The sequence below is a fragment of the Paenibacillus sp. MER 99-2 genome (assembly GCF_023714095.1).
Classification (GTDB): Bacteria; Bacillota; Bacilli; order Paenibacillales; family Paenibacillaceae; genus Paenibacillus.
In genome coordinates, this window is sequence record NZ_JAMAUZ010000001.1 from 1,902,900 (window position 1) to 1,918,760 (window position 15,861).

At 37.3% G+C, this 15,861-nt stretch carries 13 protein-coding genes and 1 pseudogene; 6 read left to right on the forward strand and 8 right to left on the reverse strand.

Annotated elements, in window-relative coordinates; translation table 11 throughout:
• Window positions 1-196: 196 nt before the first annotated feature.
• From M3636_RS08590 to M3636_RS08600, 3 genes are all read right to left on the reverse strand, one after another.
• Window positions 197-1,624: a hypothetical protein gene (locus M3636_RS08590; protein ID WP_251382116.1), complete on the reverse strand. Its 1,428-nt coding sequence runs from the start codon at window positions 1,622-1,624 to the stop codon at window positions 197-199.
• Window positions 1,625-1,832: 208 nt separating this feature from the next.
• The gene (locus tag M3636_RS08595) at window positions 1,833-3,155 is read right to left on the reverse strand and encodes an HNH endonuclease (protein ID WP_251382118.1); all 1,323 of its coding nucleotides are present in this window, start codon (window positions 3,153-3,155) and stop codon (window positions 1,833-1,835) included.
• Window positions 3,156-5,417, reverse strand: a complete 2,262-nt coding sequence (locus M3636_RS08600) for an AAA family ATPase (RefSeq protein ID WP_251382119.1) — start codon at window positions 5,415-5,417, stop codon at window positions 3,156-3,158.
• A gap of 516 nt (window positions 5,418-5,933) precedes the next feature.
• Here M3636_RS08600 and M3636_RS08605 point away from each other — a divergent pair.
• Window positions 5,934-6,790: pseudogene (locus M3636_RS08605) on the forward strand (aldo/keto reductase); the annotation flags it as partial.
• Window positions 6,791-6,938: 148 nt separating this feature from the next.
• Here the strand turns inward: M3636_RS08605 and M3636_RS08610 are convergent.
• Window positions 6,939-7,358, reverse strand: a complete 420-nt coding sequence (locus M3636_RS08610; RefSeq protein ID WP_251382121.1) for a MerR family transcriptional regulator — start codon at window positions 7,356-7,358, stop codon at window positions 6,939-6,941.
• A 175-nt stretch (window positions 7,359-7,533) separates the two neighbouring features.
• Between M3636_RS08610 and M3636_RS08615 the strand changes: the two genes are divergently transcribed.
• The 5 genes from M3636_RS08615 to M3636_RS08635 all read left to right on the forward strand — a co-directional run bounded on the left by M3636_RS08615 (window position 7,534) and on the right by M3636_RS08635 (window position 11,419).
• On the forward strand, window positions 7,534-8,415 hold the full coding sequence (locus tag M3636_RS08615) for an SDR family NAD(P)-dependent oxidoreductase (RefSeq protein WP_251382123.1): 882 nt from the start codon (window positions 7,534-7,536) through the stop codon (window positions 8,413-8,415).
• 313 nt (window positions 8,416-8,728) lie between these two features.
• A complete protein-coding gene (locus M3636_RS08620; protein WP_251382125.1) occupies window positions 8,729-9,565 on the forward strand; it encodes an alpha/beta fold hydrolase in 837 nt (278 codons plus the stop codon).
• A gap of 303 nt (window positions 9,566-9,868) precedes the next feature.
• Window positions 9,869-10,330: a nuclear transport factor 2 family protein gene (locus M3636_RS08625; protein WP_251382126.1), complete on the forward strand. Its 462-nt coding sequence runs from the start codon at window positions 9,869-9,871 to the stop codon at window positions 10,328-10,330.
• Window positions 10,327-10,908: a TetR/AcrR family transcriptional regulator gene (locus M3636_RS08630; RefSeq protein WP_251382127.1), complete on the forward strand. Its 582-nt coding sequence runs from the start codon at window positions 10,327-10,329 to the stop codon at window positions 10,906-10,908. The genes M3636_RS08625 and M3636_RS08630 overlap by 4 nt, the downstream gene beginning before the upstream one ends.
• A gap of 31 nt (window positions 10,909-10,939) precedes the next feature.
• Complete coding sequence (locus M3636_RS08635; protein ID WP_251382129.1) at window positions 10,940-11,419, forward strand: DinB family protein; 480 nt, start codon at window positions 10,940-10,942, stop codon at window positions 11,417-11,419.
• Between the two features lie 93 nt (window positions 11,420-11,512).
• On the opposite strand, the gene M3636_RS08640 is transcribed toward M3636_RS08635, so the two are convergent.
• The 4 genes from M3636_RS08640 to M3636_RS08655 form a co-directional block, all read right to left on the reverse strand.
• Window positions 11,513-12,496 (reverse strand): glycoside hydrolase family 43 protein, encoded by a 984-nt coding sequence (locus tag M3636_RS08640; protein WP_251382131.1) that lies wholly within the window; start codon window positions 12,494-12,496, stop codon window positions 11,513-11,515.
• A gap of 28 nt (window positions 12,497-12,524) precedes the next feature.
• A complete protein-coding gene (locus M3636_RS08645) occupies window positions 12,525-13,343 on the reverse strand; it encodes a carbohydrate ABC transporter permease (protein ID WP_483311512.1) in 819 nt (272 codons plus the stop codon).
• Window positions 13,344-13,374: 31 nt separating this feature from the next.
• Window positions 13,375-14,271, reverse strand: a complete 897-nt coding sequence (locus tag M3636_RS08650; protein WP_128102264.1) for a carbohydrate ABC transporter permease — start codon at window positions 14,269-14,271, stop codon at window positions 13,375-13,377.
• 84 nt (window positions 14,272-14,355) lie between these two features.
• Window positions 14,356-15,693 (reverse strand): ABC transporter substrate-binding protein, encoded by a 1,338-nt coding sequence (locus M3636_RS08655; RefSeq protein WP_128102265.1) that lies wholly within the window; start codon window positions 15,691-15,693, stop codon window positions 14,356-14,358.
• Window positions 15,694-15,861: the final 168 nt, after the last annotated feature.

Here is a 15,861-nt window from a genome sequence, read left to right on the forward strand (position 1 = left end):
ATGTGGTTATTGTAGGTGATCTCCTCCAGCAGATTCACCTTTCGGGAGCTGATTATATTTGAGACACTTCCTTCGTGCTTAAATAGATACCGACAGATTCCACTTCGCCTATAAAATTTTCTCGGCTTCTGTCTGGTAAGAAAGCGATTCTGAGTATTTTAGCACTCTCGCCCTCTTTTGCTCCGTTCAAGAATTATTAAAAACAATGTTTATTTGCACTCTCATAAAAAGCATTCCAAGAGTAATAAAGACATTGTTCACTTTGTGCCTTGGCAAAAAGTGAGAAATTTAAGCGAGTTGTTATTATAATATTCTTAACACCTTTAATATCTTCTTGATTGATTTTCAGGTAATCACTTAGAAGAGTATAATTTTTAGATATCACTTCTCCTCGTGCCTTCGTTTTAATAAAAATATTGTCGTTATAAACCCTGCTATTCTCTCCCCTATAATAATTTTCGTTTTGAACAGACATTTGGTAATTTTTAAACTCAATATTTAAAATACACTTTGAATATGGAGAAAATGCTAGTACATCAATATCTCCTGAAAAATTGATTTTACGTGGCTTTTTAAGCTCAATTGTAGGTTTTTTTCCTCCATCATCATAGGGAAGGATATATCCCATAACTTTCAAATGATCCGCTATATAGTGTGTCAATAACTTATTGTATTTTTCACTAATGGAAGTAAACATTCTCTTGTCTTTTTCTTCAAATAATCTTTTAAAATAGATCTTTTCATAATGCCCCCAAAGGATCGCGTTATCAATAAACTCGCAAGTCCAAAGCATGAGTGGAAAATCAATAATAGTAAAATCATTGTAATTAACAGCAAAAATAAAATCATTCTCTGGTGAAAATGAATCAAGAATCCTAACACTGCTAAATTCACGAACAAGTTTTTGAAGACGAGTATCTATTACACTTCGCAGTTGTTTAGTTTCGATCATATAATAACCATCATTTTCGTCAGAACATATCTCTTTGAATTTTTTTTTATATTCTACAATTTTATTTATACTGTACATGTTCAATTTTTGCACTTTTCTTTGTAAACTCTCTTTATCCGAATAAGTGTCTCTTAGAAAATCAATTAAAAATCTATTTTTAATTTGGTAAGAATAGATATTTTCACTTGATTGAGCCTCTTCATAACTCATTTTTTTAAAGGAATGATATAATCCTTCCTCTATCGAACTTATTTCAAAGTGATACTCTTCTATAAAGTGAAAATAGTATAAACAAAGATCGTAAAGCTCTTCTATTTTCTCCGGGACTATTATAGAATTTCTGGAATTAGTTAGCAAAGAAAATAATAAACTGAATATTCTCGCTTGCGTTGAATAAAATCCAAAATTTTGTTTTTTTTGGTATGAATCCCCCTTTAAAGAACCTTTAAAAATAAATAGGGGAACAATAAAACGTTTATCGATTTGGTTAGCTGTTACTAAAATTTGATTCTTAATAACCTTTAGTTTATTTGAGTACCACTCTTGATCGATAACATCAGGCTTTTCAAGAACAAATAAATCGTTCATTTTCTTTATGATTTCATCTTGATTTCTATGTAATAGCTTCTTTAAGCTCACTATATCTTCTTTAAATTGTGATTGAAAATTCATTATATGTCCCCTTCTTTAATAAGATAGACTTACACGTAGCTGTCTTAAGAGCAACACACTAAAATTCGACATCCGACTATTTATTGGCTGTTCTGAATATACTACTACAATAATCATTTTGTGTTCGGTATCCGTATACTGGTGATTTATCATTGAAAATGATGTCGTATTCAAATCAAAATTTTAATGTTTTTAGATTTGTGAAACTCTAGTTACTGCTGTTTATTAATTTCATTAAGCCATTAAGATTTTTGTATATGTCCCGAATATTTTCTTTCTCAAGAGTAAAAATTTCGTGATAGTACCATTCTATCTTACTTAATGTTTCAAATTTAGGGTTTTTATCCACGTTCTTATAAAGTATCAGTATAGAATCTCTCAATTCATCGAATGTTTGGGAATTGATTCCATTTAAAACGCTCTTTATAATTGGATTTTGAAAAATTTCCTTTATCACGTTCAAGCAGTCTAGAATTGATTCAGTTTCACTTTCAATAAAAATACCATTTGGAATTTTATTGAAATTGGCATTTTCAAGTTCAGCAATCATGGAGAGTAGTTTCGATTTGCTTTTTGCTTGTAAACCTTTAAATACCACAGTGTTTAACAAATCCTTCAATTCAATAAGTCCTTGCGGATTAAGCAATAAATATCCTGAACTATTTTGAAAAATCATATTTTCCAAATGAGGACTAATCAAGGGGATTAGGGTTCTTAAAGTATGGAGATAATTAATTAAATTAACGTATGCTCCTATGGTATCTTTGTAATCTAGCCACTCTCTTAATTTTGTAATTTGATGAGTTGTTATATTATGCAATTCCTCTATCTTAAATAACTCATCAACAATATCTACGACATTGTAATTCTTATTAACTTTTTCAATGGCAATATATATCGGCTTATTAGGTACATTCAAATTCAACTTGGATTCGAACAGATGAAGTAGCATTTCATTTTCTAGGGAATTGTTATTTAAACTCACCAATTTTTTAACGAGATTCTCCTCAATACTACGTTGAAGATAGTTCATTTTGACTTTTGATAGAGCAAGATCCAATCTTGTTAAATTGCAAATTCTTATCGTATTTTCTCCCTTACCCCCTGAGTCAATACCTTTAAAGAAGATTGAATCCTCTAACTTTATGTAACTTTCATATAAGTCGTAATAAGCATGAATAATAAGAAAGTCACCTGATGTAGATGGATAGTCCTCTGGAATGCTAAAAATTTGATTTTTATTTCCTTGTAATACGTTTTTTCTTCCTTTAGCTGTGTTACATCTCCTACACGTCAGTGTTAAATTTATCGGTAGAAAAGAAAAGATTTTATGAGGGTCTTTAGGTACAATATGCTCAATATCTCCAGGACTGCTTCCCTCATCAAGTGGTGATTTGCAATAAAAACATTCACTATTATTATTAATGAGTATCTGTTTTATATTGTTTTTTATATATTTCAACTCAGTTTTATCCCAATTAAAATCATGTTTCATGATCAAAAGAATGTCATCAGCTGTTAAAGTATACATTTACTCACCTTTTATCTTTTGACTTATTAGACTAATGACTGTTTTTAAGGGATCACTTTCTTTTAGGTTTGTACTTAGCTGCTCTATGCGATCTACTCTCGTAGCAAGCCCTCTCCGATTGTTAGTACTTATAGCAAGCATTATTTGATCCAGTTCATCAGCAAGATAATAATTTCGATCTGTAGCTAAATCAAAAATATTAAACAGTACGTCTTCTACAGACCAGCCAAACGTTTCTTCTTTGTGTAGAACCACTTTAGTTTGGTACTGACTATCTCGTTCAATTGAAACAATAGAAGACGTATTAGGTTTTAGATCTGACACCATAAAATGAGAATGTGTTGCTAGCAAAAAGTGTGCAGAAGCATAGTGAAGGCTAAATATATTTCTTAGGCCCTCAATATATTTATTTTGCCAATTGGGATGTAGGCTAGTTTCAGGCTCATCCATCAAGATGAGTGAATCTTTTTCAATGTTAGATAAGATATTAATCATGGTTGTTATATACTGAACTTCTCCTGAGCTAGCGAATTCTAACTTGAAATATTTTTCTTTTCTAATAAAGACAGTAGGCTCATTAAAAATATTAATTTCAAATAGATGCCAAAGTATGTACAAATCATCATAATATCTTTCAAAGTATCCAGGTTCATCTAATTTGAAAGTTACGATTATTGCATTCTTCCGTATTTTAAATATATTGTTTCCTTCTTCACTTAAGCTTTCAAAAAAATCCATTATATCTTGATAATCCGAAAAATGAATACGGTCTAATTCTGACTTTGTTTTATTCTTTCTCAATTTATTTTGGTTAAGTAATATGTTCTCTTTTACCGCAACCTTTTCAATTGTTTCATTATTAGCTGTTTTAAACACTATTCTAATAACAGGTTCTAACCTTACGAATTTTAATATTTTTTCTAATATCGATTCGAAATTGTTTTTTTGCGATGAATTTAATATATTCAATATCAAATTTCTCGATGTTTCACCAATGCGAATTGTAGTATCTGAACTTTTAATCCCTAAATAGCTATATTCTTTGTCTTTATCATCTAACTGATGTTTATAGATAAACCTATCATTTATGCTATAAGCACTCGCGATCAGTTTGTTGGGAAGCTGAAGGTCGCTTAAATGAATGTTTTCTCCGTTTTTATAATAATCTTGTGTATCATCTTTTTGAATAACTTTAAAAATGTCTCCCCCGATCTGATATGTAAGGATGAATAATTTATTTGATTTTTTATTAAAGGTTCTTTTGGATCTCTTCAAACGATATAGTTCTAAGAATATCTTTTGAAGAGTTGACAATATCGTACTTTTCCCAGTGCCATTGGGTCCAATAATTAGTGAAATATAGGGTTCACCAGTTTCACGTAATGGAGGATCTTCAAAAAAGGATACATCAAAATTATTTTGTGTATTAACTGAATTCATATACTTTATACGGTGTATTAAGAAACCACCATCATCTTTTTCAGAAGATATAATAGTACTTTTTCTCTGAAATGCAGTATCGTAAAATGGATTAATAAATTTGTTTTGATTTTCGAAAACAATCCGCGAAATTTTCTTGATATTAGTTTCTTCTATTAAGCTGTTGATATTTCCAGTTTTAAATTTACTTGTTGTATTTGGATTGTTGAAAAATCCTTTAACATTATAAAACCATCCACCCGGTCCGATTAAAGTATCCAATTTCATTGACTTCATGTACATCGGGAGGGTTCTTACACTATGTAATGACAATTCGTATCGAGGCTCACCTAATACTCCTTGAATAACAAGATCCTCTCTGCTTTGTTCCATAAAAAAATCATATGCGTTCATATAACTACCTACTTCTAACAAAGGAAATACATAAACTGATCTATCATTACCTTCTTCATCTAATTGGAGCTCTTTTTGGGGCAAACCTACAAGCAATACCTTACCCACAAATGTATACTTGCGATTTTCTACAATAAATAAGTACAAATTAACACCAGTATCGTTTGAGTTAAGTAAGGTTTTGTTTTGAGAGTACTGTAGATTTTGATCACCAATTCGCCCCATGCCAGTGTATTGCCACAACCCATTTTTATCTTTGAATACATTTGCATATAGTGGTCTATCTTTATAAGACAATAGGACAAGAGAATTGGTTTTTAAAGATCTTCTCATACCACCTTTCCGGCTACATTTAAACAGATCAATTAGGTTATACTCATCAATATCTGCACCAGGTTTTAAATCGGATATTTTCTGCAAATTATCCATCTTAATTCTCCCCCTTATTTGAACATCATCACAGATGCTCTTCTACAATTTATTGTAAGGAAATTTTATAAGTAAACCATTAATGTTATAATATCATATAGTTTTTAAGACTTATATTATAAAAATGTTCTATGTGCCATTTCAGGATGAAAACATCCTCTCAACACTAACCAGTTCACCGCGTTCGCGTTGGTGAACTATATTGCTACATTTATATTTAATCCATAATACTTTTCTTCCATTTAATTTACGTTACTTATTCTTTCCATTATAATTCCGATTGAAATACGCAGGTGGGAACATCGATTCTTTTGGAAACAATCCTTTAGTTCGAATTCCAAAAAAGAATTAAGCAACTAATACAAAGGTAAAGTACCGAGAAAAGATCACAGCTTAATTTTCCTTTTTTGTTGCCTTGACCATAATAGCAGACTGCTTTACAGTTGTTGCTATTACCTTATACGTGGTTAGTAACTTATCATCATATATAGCTTTATAGCCCTCTAGTGAGTCATACTGCACGTAAACTTGGAGTTAGGCGTTACGTTAATCGATACAGCAGATGTCTATGGAAATGGACATAGTGAAGAACTCCTAGGCAGGGCGATTCATGACCGGCGGAACCAGGCTATTATTGCTACTAAATTCTCCTATACGCCAAATTATGAACAAATTAATGGTCACCCTGATTATGTAAAAAAAGCAGCTGAAGAAAGCTTGGAGCGGCTGGGAGTGAATTATATCGATCTCTATTACCAACATCGTGTTGATCCTAATGTTCCTATTGAGGAAACCGTCGGGGCTATGTCCGATCTGGTGAAGGAAGGAAAGGTTCGGTATCTGGGTCTCTCTGAAGCTTCTGCTTCCACGATACGCCGTGCGCATGCAGTACACCCGATCTCTTCGCGTTGCAAAGCGAATATTCTCTATGGAGCCGGGACATTGAAGATAACATCCTGCCTACGGTAAAAGAATTAAATATTACCCATGTAGCTTACAGCCCACTAAGCCGAGGTTTTATTTCGGGTGAGCTTCGCAAGTTTGAAGATCTTCACCCTCATGACATGCGGAGATATATGCCACGTTTCCAAGGCGCCAATTTCCAAAAAAACATTGAAATTGTAGATCAAATTAAGGAGATTGCTCAGAAAAATAACTGCACGCCATCGCAGTTAGCTATAGCATGGACGATAGCTAACGGTGCGCTTCCAATCCCTGGAACCAAACGGATCAGTTACTTAGAGGAAAATGTAGCTTCTGCCGATATTACGCTTAGTGCTGAAGACTTTGCTCGTATTGAAGAGGTTAATCCAAAACACGCGGTTCATGGTACACGTTACATGGAAGAAGAAATGTCCAAGCTTAACCGATAATTGCACTGATACGACATCCCATCATAGGTTGAACAACAGCAGCTGATCACATTGATTAGCTGCTTTCTTTTGATTATTAAGTTGTAGTTCCCACATGTTTTTGTCCTCGACATGATTCATGCAGCGCCTAATCATATGAAAGATTTAGCTACTTTAATATGTTTTCAGAGATGTTGTCTTGCACTTCAGTCGTCCAATCTCGTCGATATCTTCCCTTCTCTAACTTCTTATCAATAAAATCAACGACCTGTTGCAGAGAAATGATTTGCCCCATAATATTTTCCCGGTGCCTTTTGAATAGTTCCACTAACTCAGGATATTCTGCGGGATCAGCATCGGAGGAGACCCCTAGAAATGGACGTATTTCATCCAGCGACATTCCCGTTTTTTTCAGACAAGATAATAGGCTAAGCATATCAATATCATCCTGTCCGTAAACGCGATGCCCGTTACCCTTCCGTTCAGCCCGGGGGAGTAGCGCAATCTTTTCATAGTATCGAATCGTATCTTCAGATATGCCCGTATGCGTGGCAATTTGTTTTATCGTATAAGTTTGAATTTTCTTCATCCGATCCCCTCCCATAACGATTCTTTTTTTTGCATTATACATCTTGAAGTTGGCTCCAAGTCAACTCTCTGACCCTTTGAGGATTTTTTAATTTCTCCGTCTTGACTTGGAGTCGACTCCAAGTTATATAGTATGCCTCGTTAGGCATTTGCTCTACATGAGGAGGAAACATACTATGAATAAAAGCCACATTGAACATATTGCTGCTATATCGGGGGCAAGCGCTGGCATCGGACTAGCCTTAACCCGTAAATTTCTATTGGAAGACTGGCAAGTGGTTGCGATCATTCGCTCAGACTTCCCAGCGGACGACACACTAATCCAAGAAGCAGTCCATACGGGTAAGCTACATATTTATAAAACGAAGGATCTATCTGACTACTCCTGCTTAATGCAACTGATCGGAGAAATAAAAAGCAAGGAGCAGCGGATTGATATTTTGTTCAATAACGCCGGCGGCTCTTTCCCCACACTGAGCTATTCCAAACAAGGACGTGAAATTCATTACGAGCTAATGACAGTCGTACCGTACATTATTCTGATGGAATTGAAGGAACTTATAAAAAAGGGACACTTCAAAACGGTGATCAACACCTCATCGGAAGCGATTAAATTTACAAGAAAATTCACTATTGAAACCCTTGAGCACCCTAAAGTATTTCGCAAGCTCATCGGTCCTTATGCCACGTCTAAGTTAGCACTCTCACTGTGGACCCAAGCCATCGCACCACAACTTGCCCAGGAGAATATCAAGATCCGCAGCGTTGACCCTGGTGGTACCAATACACTAAGGAAAGAAACCAGTTCTGGATTACCTTTATTGGTTCTTCCATTAATGAAGTTATTTTTTTCTCCACCGGCTCACGGTGCCAGCAGGCTTTATGAAGCTGCTCTGGGGCAACACCAGAATGAAACCGGCGTGTTTTTGATAAAAGGTAAGATTACGGAATTAAAATTCATAGATCAAGCGAAGAATGTCCTGAAAAGGATCAATGAAATTTACGAACATGACTACGGTTATTATCTTGAAGCCACACATATCTCAAATCAAAAGTGAGTGGTTTATCATTTCAGTTTATGATTTGTACCTACTTGAGGTAAGGTTCATTCCGATTGTTCTTCACTGAGCGATAAATCTGCTCCACCAACACCAACTACATGGAATTCACGTTATTCAGCTAAAGCTATCTGATATGTTGTTATCTAAAGGAATACCCACACTTAAATATGCACTTGCAATTATAAACCGATCGGTTTATACTAATACAAACGGTATACGAAGTGAGGCGATAAATGAACAATTACCCTTCATGTTTCTGAGCCAAATAACTTGTGTATAAAAAAATATAACAACTAATGGAGGTATTACCATGGCCAAAGTAAATGTAGGTACAGAGAATGAACAACCAATTGAACTGTATTATGAAGATCATGGTGCGGGAAAACCAATTATTCTGATTCATGGCTGGCCTTTGAGTGGACGATCCTGGGAGAAGCAAGTTCCAGCCCTGATTGAAGCGGGCTACCGTGTGATCACATATGACCGTCGTGGATTCGGTCAGTCTTCTCAACCTTGGGATGGTTATGAATATGATACCTTTGCTTCGGATTTGCATAAATTGATTTTGCACCTTGATCTGCATGATGTCACACTAGTGGGATTCTCCATGGGTGGCGGCGAAGTTGCACGTTATGTGGGAACCTATGGAACAGAACGCGTATCTAAAGCCGTATTTGCGGGAGCGGTTCCTCCCTACCTCTATATAACCGAAGACAATCCTCAGGGAGGATTGGATGATGCAACCATTGCCGAATTCCAAAACGGGGTAAAAACGGATCGGCTAGCATTCCTGGATGGTTTTACAAGCAACTTTTTCGCTGCTGGAGACCGTACAGACCTTGTGAGTGAACCATTCCGTATCTATAACCGTGATATTGCAGCTCTGGCTTCACCTAAAGGCACATTGGATTGTATTGCTGCCTTTGCCCTTACTGATTTCCGTCAGGATCTGGAGAAATTCAACATTCCAACACTGGTTATCCATGGCGATTCCGATGCCATCGTGCCTTTGGAAGTAAGTGGACAACGTACTCATGAATCCATCCCTGGCAGCCGTCTCGTCGTTGTCGAAGGTGGACCACACGGATTCAATGCGACGCATGCTGAACAATTTAATGCAGCATTGATCGAATTTTTGCAGGGTTAAATTTAATACGACTGATGATTTTAGCAAAAAGAACATAATGAGAGAAAAAGCAGTGCGCCTCCTATACAGGAGGATGTCCTGCTTTTTCATTATTTCATAGGATATGCATATGAAGAATGAATACCCTCTTGAGCATTGGTAATACACAACAAAAAGCCGCTTTGCATAGGATTGATGGCTACTTGGTACATTATGAATCTGAACCGATATTCAAAATTGGTATTGAATTCGGGATGTAAACTTGCATTTATAAACCGATCGGTTTATACTGATACAAACAGTACAGAAAGCGAGGAAAATGTAATGAATAAGCTAACTCCCCCATTCACTCTTGAGACAGCAATCCAAAAAACTCGTATGGCAGAAGACAGCTGGAATAGCCGAGACCCTCAGCGCGTCTCACTTGTGTATACTGAGGATTGTTATTGGAGAAATCGGAGCGAATTTATAACAGGCCGCCAAGAAATTGTCTCTTTACTAACTAGAAAATGGGCCAAAGAATTGGACTACCGGTTGATCAAGGAGCTTTGGTCATTTACGGATAACCGTATTGCCGTTAGATTCGCATATGAATGGCATGATGATAGTGGCAATTGGTTCAGATCATATGGTAACGAGAATTGGGAATTTGCTGACGACGGCTTGATGCAACGTAGATTTGCTTCGATTAATGACATGCCAATTAAGGAAGAGGAACGAAAATTTCATTGGCCGCTCGGCACACGTCCCGCTGAACACCCAAGCCTAAGTGAGTTGAACCTATGACACGCACTGTTTTTGAAAAATCTGATGTCATCCCTCTCGTTGCCGAAGTATTTCGTGAATTAGGTTATGAAGGTGCATCTTTGAGTAAAATTACAGCCCGTACGCGTCTATCTAAAGGAAGCTTATATTATTTCTTTCCGGGCGGAAAAGATGAGATGGCTGCTGAAATTCTTGCTCATATTGATCAATGGTTTATCAAGAACATTTATGAACCGCTCGAAAAGAATGAACCCCTGGCAGCCATTGATCATATGTGGCAAGAGGTCGATACTTATTTTAAATCTGGTCAGCGTATATGCCTTATCGGTGCATTCGCTTTGGACGAAACAAGAGATCGATTCGCTGCTGTAATTCGGCAATATTTTGTAAGATGGATTGAAGCCTTCAGCGCGGCACTAGTTCGAGCAGGCATCTCCAAAGAGACAGCCGACCAAATTTCAGAGGAAACAATTGCTGGTATTCAGGGGGGATTAATCCTGAGTAGAGCACTTCATGATGAATCCTTTTTTGAACGTTCATTGGCCAATCTGTCACAACGAGTCTCAGCTTATATTTCGAAAAGCAACTCTGGTCACTGACAGAAAAGTGTTTTAATAGGAGGTCAATATCATGAGCAATTTTGTCGCAGATCAATTGGGATTTGTTCGCCGTCAGGCAGTTGATTATGTGAGGAATATAAATGACTCTGCCTCGGAAATAATTCCAACAGGTTTGAAAAACAATATAAAATGGAATCTAGGCCACATGTATGTTATACATGAGAAGTTCGCTTTCCAACTTACTGGGGAAGAAACCAAATATCCTACTAATTTTAACAAGTTGTTTGATCCAGGAACTAAACCGTCTGACTGGAATATAGAGCCTCCCACTTTGTCTCCAATAATCGACTTGTTAACGGAACAGATTGAAAGAGTTGAATCGATACTTTCAAGCAAATTGAAAGAAGAAATCAATCCTCATTACAAGTCTTCTACAGGACTTATCTTTACAAATGTAGAACAATTACTGGGTTTTCTGATTTACCATGAAGCAATGCACTTTGCAACAATTAAAAATATGAAGAGCATAATTGAAAGTCAGGATTTGTAAAGAATTCGTCCCTTCACAAAAAAAACAAACCGACCTTAAATCCTACTGAAGTTGGATTAAAGTCGGTTTGTTTTTTAAGTTTGAGACACCTGTTCACTGTATAGAACGTGCAAGTGCTGCAACAGAGCCGCGGAAATCGGGTCTGCCGTCTGCCGTCCACAAAAGCTCCGTCACAAATGTATGGCGATTCGGATCGTACAGCGGATCTCCTATAATGTTCTTGTACGTTCTTGCGTGAAACACAAATAGCATCTTTTCGTCGTCCTCTGACACCGTGAACGAATTATGACCGGGACCATACATTGAGATGTTCTCATCTGTCGAGAGAACCGGTGCTTGCGACTTGCGCCATGAGGTGGCATCAAGCAAATCAGCATCCGCATCGGCTTCAAGTAAGCCTATGCAATAATTATAATCAGTGGCGCTAGCCGAGTAAGAGAGGAATACCCGATTACCCTTTCGAAGAAATGCCGCGCCTTCGTTCACTTTATAACCAATAATCTCCCAGTCATATTCGGGCTTCGAAATCATCGTCTGCTGTCCAGTCAGCGTCCACGGATTGCTCATTTTAGATATATACAGATTAGAGTTACCTTCGATATTCGGATCCTTTTGTGCCCATACGTAATAACGGCTGCCATTATGCTCAAAGGTAGTGGCATCGAGGGCGAAGCTTTCCCACGCGGTACGAACCTGCCCTCTTTCCGTCCAACTGCCCTCGAGCGGATTGACATTTTCATTCTCTAGCACGTACATGCGATGGTCGAACAAGCCTTCATTCGTTTCCGTCGTGTGTGCGGCAGCGAAATAAACGTACCATTTGTCATCAATAAAATGCAGTTCGGGTGCCCAAATATTGGCACTAAGAATACCCATCTCGCGCTTTCTCCAGATCACTACAGGCGTTGATGTAACAAGCCCCTCAAGATTCTGGGCTCTACGGATTTCAATCCGATCATACTCCGGAACGGATGCTACGAAGTAATAATAACCGTCCGAATGTCGGTAAATAAAAGGATCTGCTCTCTGCTCAATTAAGGGTTGAATGTCGTGTGACGCTCGTTGCTCTATTTCCATCTTATCACCTGTTTCATCATAATATTTACTACCCTTTAACAGCACCTGCAGTCATACCGTCTATGAAATATTTCTGGAAAGCAATAAATAGTATGAAAATTGGAATGATGGAGAAGAAGGAGCCTACAATCAATAGGTCATAGTTATTGCCATAAGGAGTTAATAGCGTTTTCAAACCGATGGGAAGTGTATATTTACTCTGATCTCCGAGCACCATGAATGGCCACAATAGATTATTCCAGCTATTCATACCATTCAGAATGGCCATTGCTGCAAAGGATGGCTTCATAATCGGCATAATTAGCCTGAAATAAATCGCATACTCGTTTGCGCCATCAACCCGCCCAGATTGAATAATCTCTTTGGGTATGCTTCGTAGATATTGCCTGAAGAAAAATATGGTCGCGGCATTGGCTATACCGGGCAGAATGATTGCCGAATAGCTATTCACCATTCCCAAATCATTAATTAGGCTATACAAAGGAACCAGCAGTATTTCGAAAGGCACCATCATAATGAGCAAAACACATATAAAGAGAAAGTTCTTACCTTTAAAATCATATGCCGCAAAACCATATGCAACAAATGCGCTTACAAAAAGTGTTAAAACCACTTGAGCGATTGTTAAAATCATACTGTTCCAAAACCACACAAAATAATCATGTTGTCCAGTAAACAGATAGATGAAATTATCAAAACTCATGATTTCAAAATCCAAACTTAGGTTAAGACCATATCTAACTAATGATTCACCTGGTTTAAAGGAAGATAGGGCCACTGCATAGAATGGGATCATAATTATAACGAATAGTACAATGAATAAACAGATAATTACTATTCTAGAGATGAAATCACTCCTCGTCTGACTTCTGCCCACTTTAATCCTCCTCCTTTTTGAACATTCCACTAAATTTCAACTGCGTTAAATTGATAACCATAGCAATGACTAACAGGACGATACCAACTGCAGCTGCATAACCCAGCTTATTCTGCTCAATCCCTTGTCTATACAGGTATCCAACAATGGTTAAACCAATATTTTTGGGTGAATTGTTACCGTTGAACATCATCAGACTCTCGGTAAACATGGCTAAACCTGCATAAACACTAATTGTCGTAACATATACCGTGGTCGGCTTCAATAATGGCATTGTGATCGTTCTAAACTTCTGCCAAGCAGACGCCCCGTCAATTGAAGCAGCCTCATAATATTCATTGTCGATGCTCTTCAAACCGGATAGATAGTAAAGCATATTCACGCCTGTCCATCTCCAACATGCGAGGATTAACAGTGCTGCCATACTCCAATTTCCGTCTTTCAAAAATTTAATAGGGTCTATACCAAATAAACCAAGGAAGCTGTTCATTAATGAACCTTCCATTTCACCGAATGTAAGGCGGAAAATCGTACCCGCAACTGCAACAGATGTCAATGCAGGGAGAAAGAACGAAGATTTAAAAAACTCTCTACCCATCATTAACTTACTGTTGATCATCACGGCAAATAACATTGGAAGAGGAATTAACAGCACTAAGGTTCCTAACATGTACACAACGCTATTTTTAATAGCCGTCAAAAACACTTTATCCGTAAGTAATTTCGAATAATTGGCTTCACCAATCCACTTAGGATCCTGACCCAACATCCGATCTTGAAAGCTCATTACGAATGAATTTACAAGCGGAAAAAACCAGAATATCAAAAATATAAGTATAAATGGCAATACGAAAACATAAGGTGCCACTTTTTGAGAGTATACAAATTTCTTTATCATATTCTCAATCTCCCTTGACTATGGTTAAACCTGCCGACTACGATAACTGCCGACAGGTTTAATCAAATCATTTACTTATTATATTTATTTCAATTCTTGTTCAATTGCTGCTTGTGCTTCATCCAACGCTTCCTTCACATCTTGGCCATCTTCAAAGATAGCATTCAAAGTAACCGTATTGAGGATATTGCCGATGGTTGGTGAAGCTTTAACGGACTTAATCGCTCTAATTTCGTCTTTGATTTCATTCAAAGTATCAAATGCATTTGTTTTAAAGTATTGGACGTATTCATTATCAGGGTTTTTCGTGACTGCATCATCTTTCCATACTTCCATGTTGATTGGGTCGAATCCAAGTGTATTCCAGATTTCAGTAGTAGCTTCTTTCGAAAGCTTAGCAAAGGCTACAAATTCTTTTGCCAACTGAACGTCTTTACCACTCTTAGTTACAACTGTACCCGTACCGCCTAAACCAACGGAACGGGGATTCCCTTCTTCAAATACAGGCAATGGAGCTATTGCATACTTACCATTAAGGTCCTTCATTTCGTTTACAAAGCGGGACATGTACCACTCAGGCATCAATGCGCTTGCGTAGTTGCCTTTGTTGTATTCGCCTTTTGCTTCCTCTGTGTCGGGCTGTCCGCCAGGGATCGTATGAATAACATTGTTTTTCTGCAGATCGACTAACATTTCATATGCTTTAATCATTTCAGGCGAGTTCACTTTTGGATTACCATTTTCATCTGTAAAATCAGCATTTTGCTGAGCTAGCAGCAGCGATGCTTGCCACGTAGCTGATGTATCAGCAGTACCTAAGTACTTTCCAGTCTTTTCATAAACCTTGATACCTGCCTGCTTGTAATCTTCCCACGTTTTGATTGTCTTGTAGTCAACACCTGCTTGCTCGAGAATTTCAGTATTGTAGAAAGCAAGCGTCGCACCTACGTGATAATCGAATCCATAAACCTGATCGGCTTTGGAATAAATCTCGACACGTGAAGGAACAACAACGTCTTTGTATGGTGCAAATACATCATTCAAAGATTCCAGGGGAACGTTGTCACCTTCCAAGAATTTAGGGAATTGACCAAGTTCAATATCCGCGATATCAGGAGCACCTTTTCCGCTTGTAACTGCCAATAGGAGCTTGTTGTGCATATCATCGTAAGGCATAACCGTTACATTCAACTTAATCTGTTTGTCTGGGTTCTGTTCGTTCCATAACCCCAGCATTTTATCCAAATGCTTGCCGTGCAAATCTACGAATGTCCAAAATGATAACTCTGTTGCATTCTCACCGGCATTAGCGCCTAATTGCTGTGTTTCCGTTTTTGAATCGGAAGCATTACCACATGCAGTAAAAAAAAGTGACATAATAAGGAGTGTAACGATGGAGATTAAAGCACTTCGTTTTTTCATTTGTTCGTCATCCTCTCTTTTGGTTATGCATTTGAAAAGTCGGCTGACTAGTTAGTTCTGTTAATTTAAGCGGTTTCAATTCATCTGGTACCACCATCCTTAACAATATTTCTAACCGTTCAAAGAAAAGACCCCTTCGCAACAATTTCTCAGACTCCATATTGTAAG

Bases quoted from the DNA above. Each gene is read 5' to 3' on its own strand.
- M3636_RS08590 (WP_251382116.1), bottom strand. From the start codon at position 1,624: ATGAATTTTCAATCACAATTTAAAGAAGATATAGTGAGCTTAAAGAAG.
- M3636_RS08595 (WP_251382118.1), bottom strand. From the start codon at position 3,155: ATGTATACTTTAACAGCTGATGACATTCTTTTGATCATGAAACATGAT.
- M3636_RS08600 (WP_251382119.1), bottom strand. From the start codon at position 5,417: ATGGATAATTTGCAGAAAATATCCGATTTAAAACCTGGTGCAGATATT.
- M3636_RS08610 (WP_251382121.1), bottom strand. From the start codon at position 7,358: ATGAAGAAAATTCAAACTTATACGATAAAACAAATTGCCACGCATACG.
- M3636_RS08615 (WP_251382123.1), top strand. From the start codon at position 7,534: ATGAATAAAAGCCACATTGAACATATTGCTGCTATATCGGGGGCAAGC.
- M3636_RS08620 (WP_251382125.1), top strand. From the start codon at position 8,729: ATGGCCAAAGTAAATGTAGGTACAGAGAATGAACAACCAATTGAACTG.
- M3636_RS08625 (WP_251382126.1), top strand. From the start codon at position 9,869: ATGAATAAGCTAACTCCCCCATTCACTCTTGAGACAGCAATCCAAAAA.
- M3636_RS08630 (WP_251382127.1), top strand. From the start codon at position 10,327: ATGACACGCACTGTTTTTGAAAAATCTGATGTCATCCCTCTCGTTGCC.
- M3636_RS08635 (WP_251382129.1), top strand. From the start codon at position 10,940: ATGAGCAATTTTGTCGCAGATCAATTGGGATTTGTTCGCCGTCAGGCA.
- M3636_RS08640 (WP_251382131.1), bottom strand. From the start codon at position 12,496: ATGGAAATAGAGCAACGAGCGTCACACGACATTCAACCCTTAATTGAG.
- M3636_RS08650 (WP_128102264.1), bottom strand. From the start codon at position 14,271: ATGATAAAGAAATTTGTATACTCTCAAAAAGTGGCACCTTATGTTTTC.
- M3636_RS08655 (WP_128102265.1), bottom strand. From the start codon at position 15,693: ATGAAAAAACGAAGTGCTTTAATCTCCATCGTTACACTCCTTATTATG.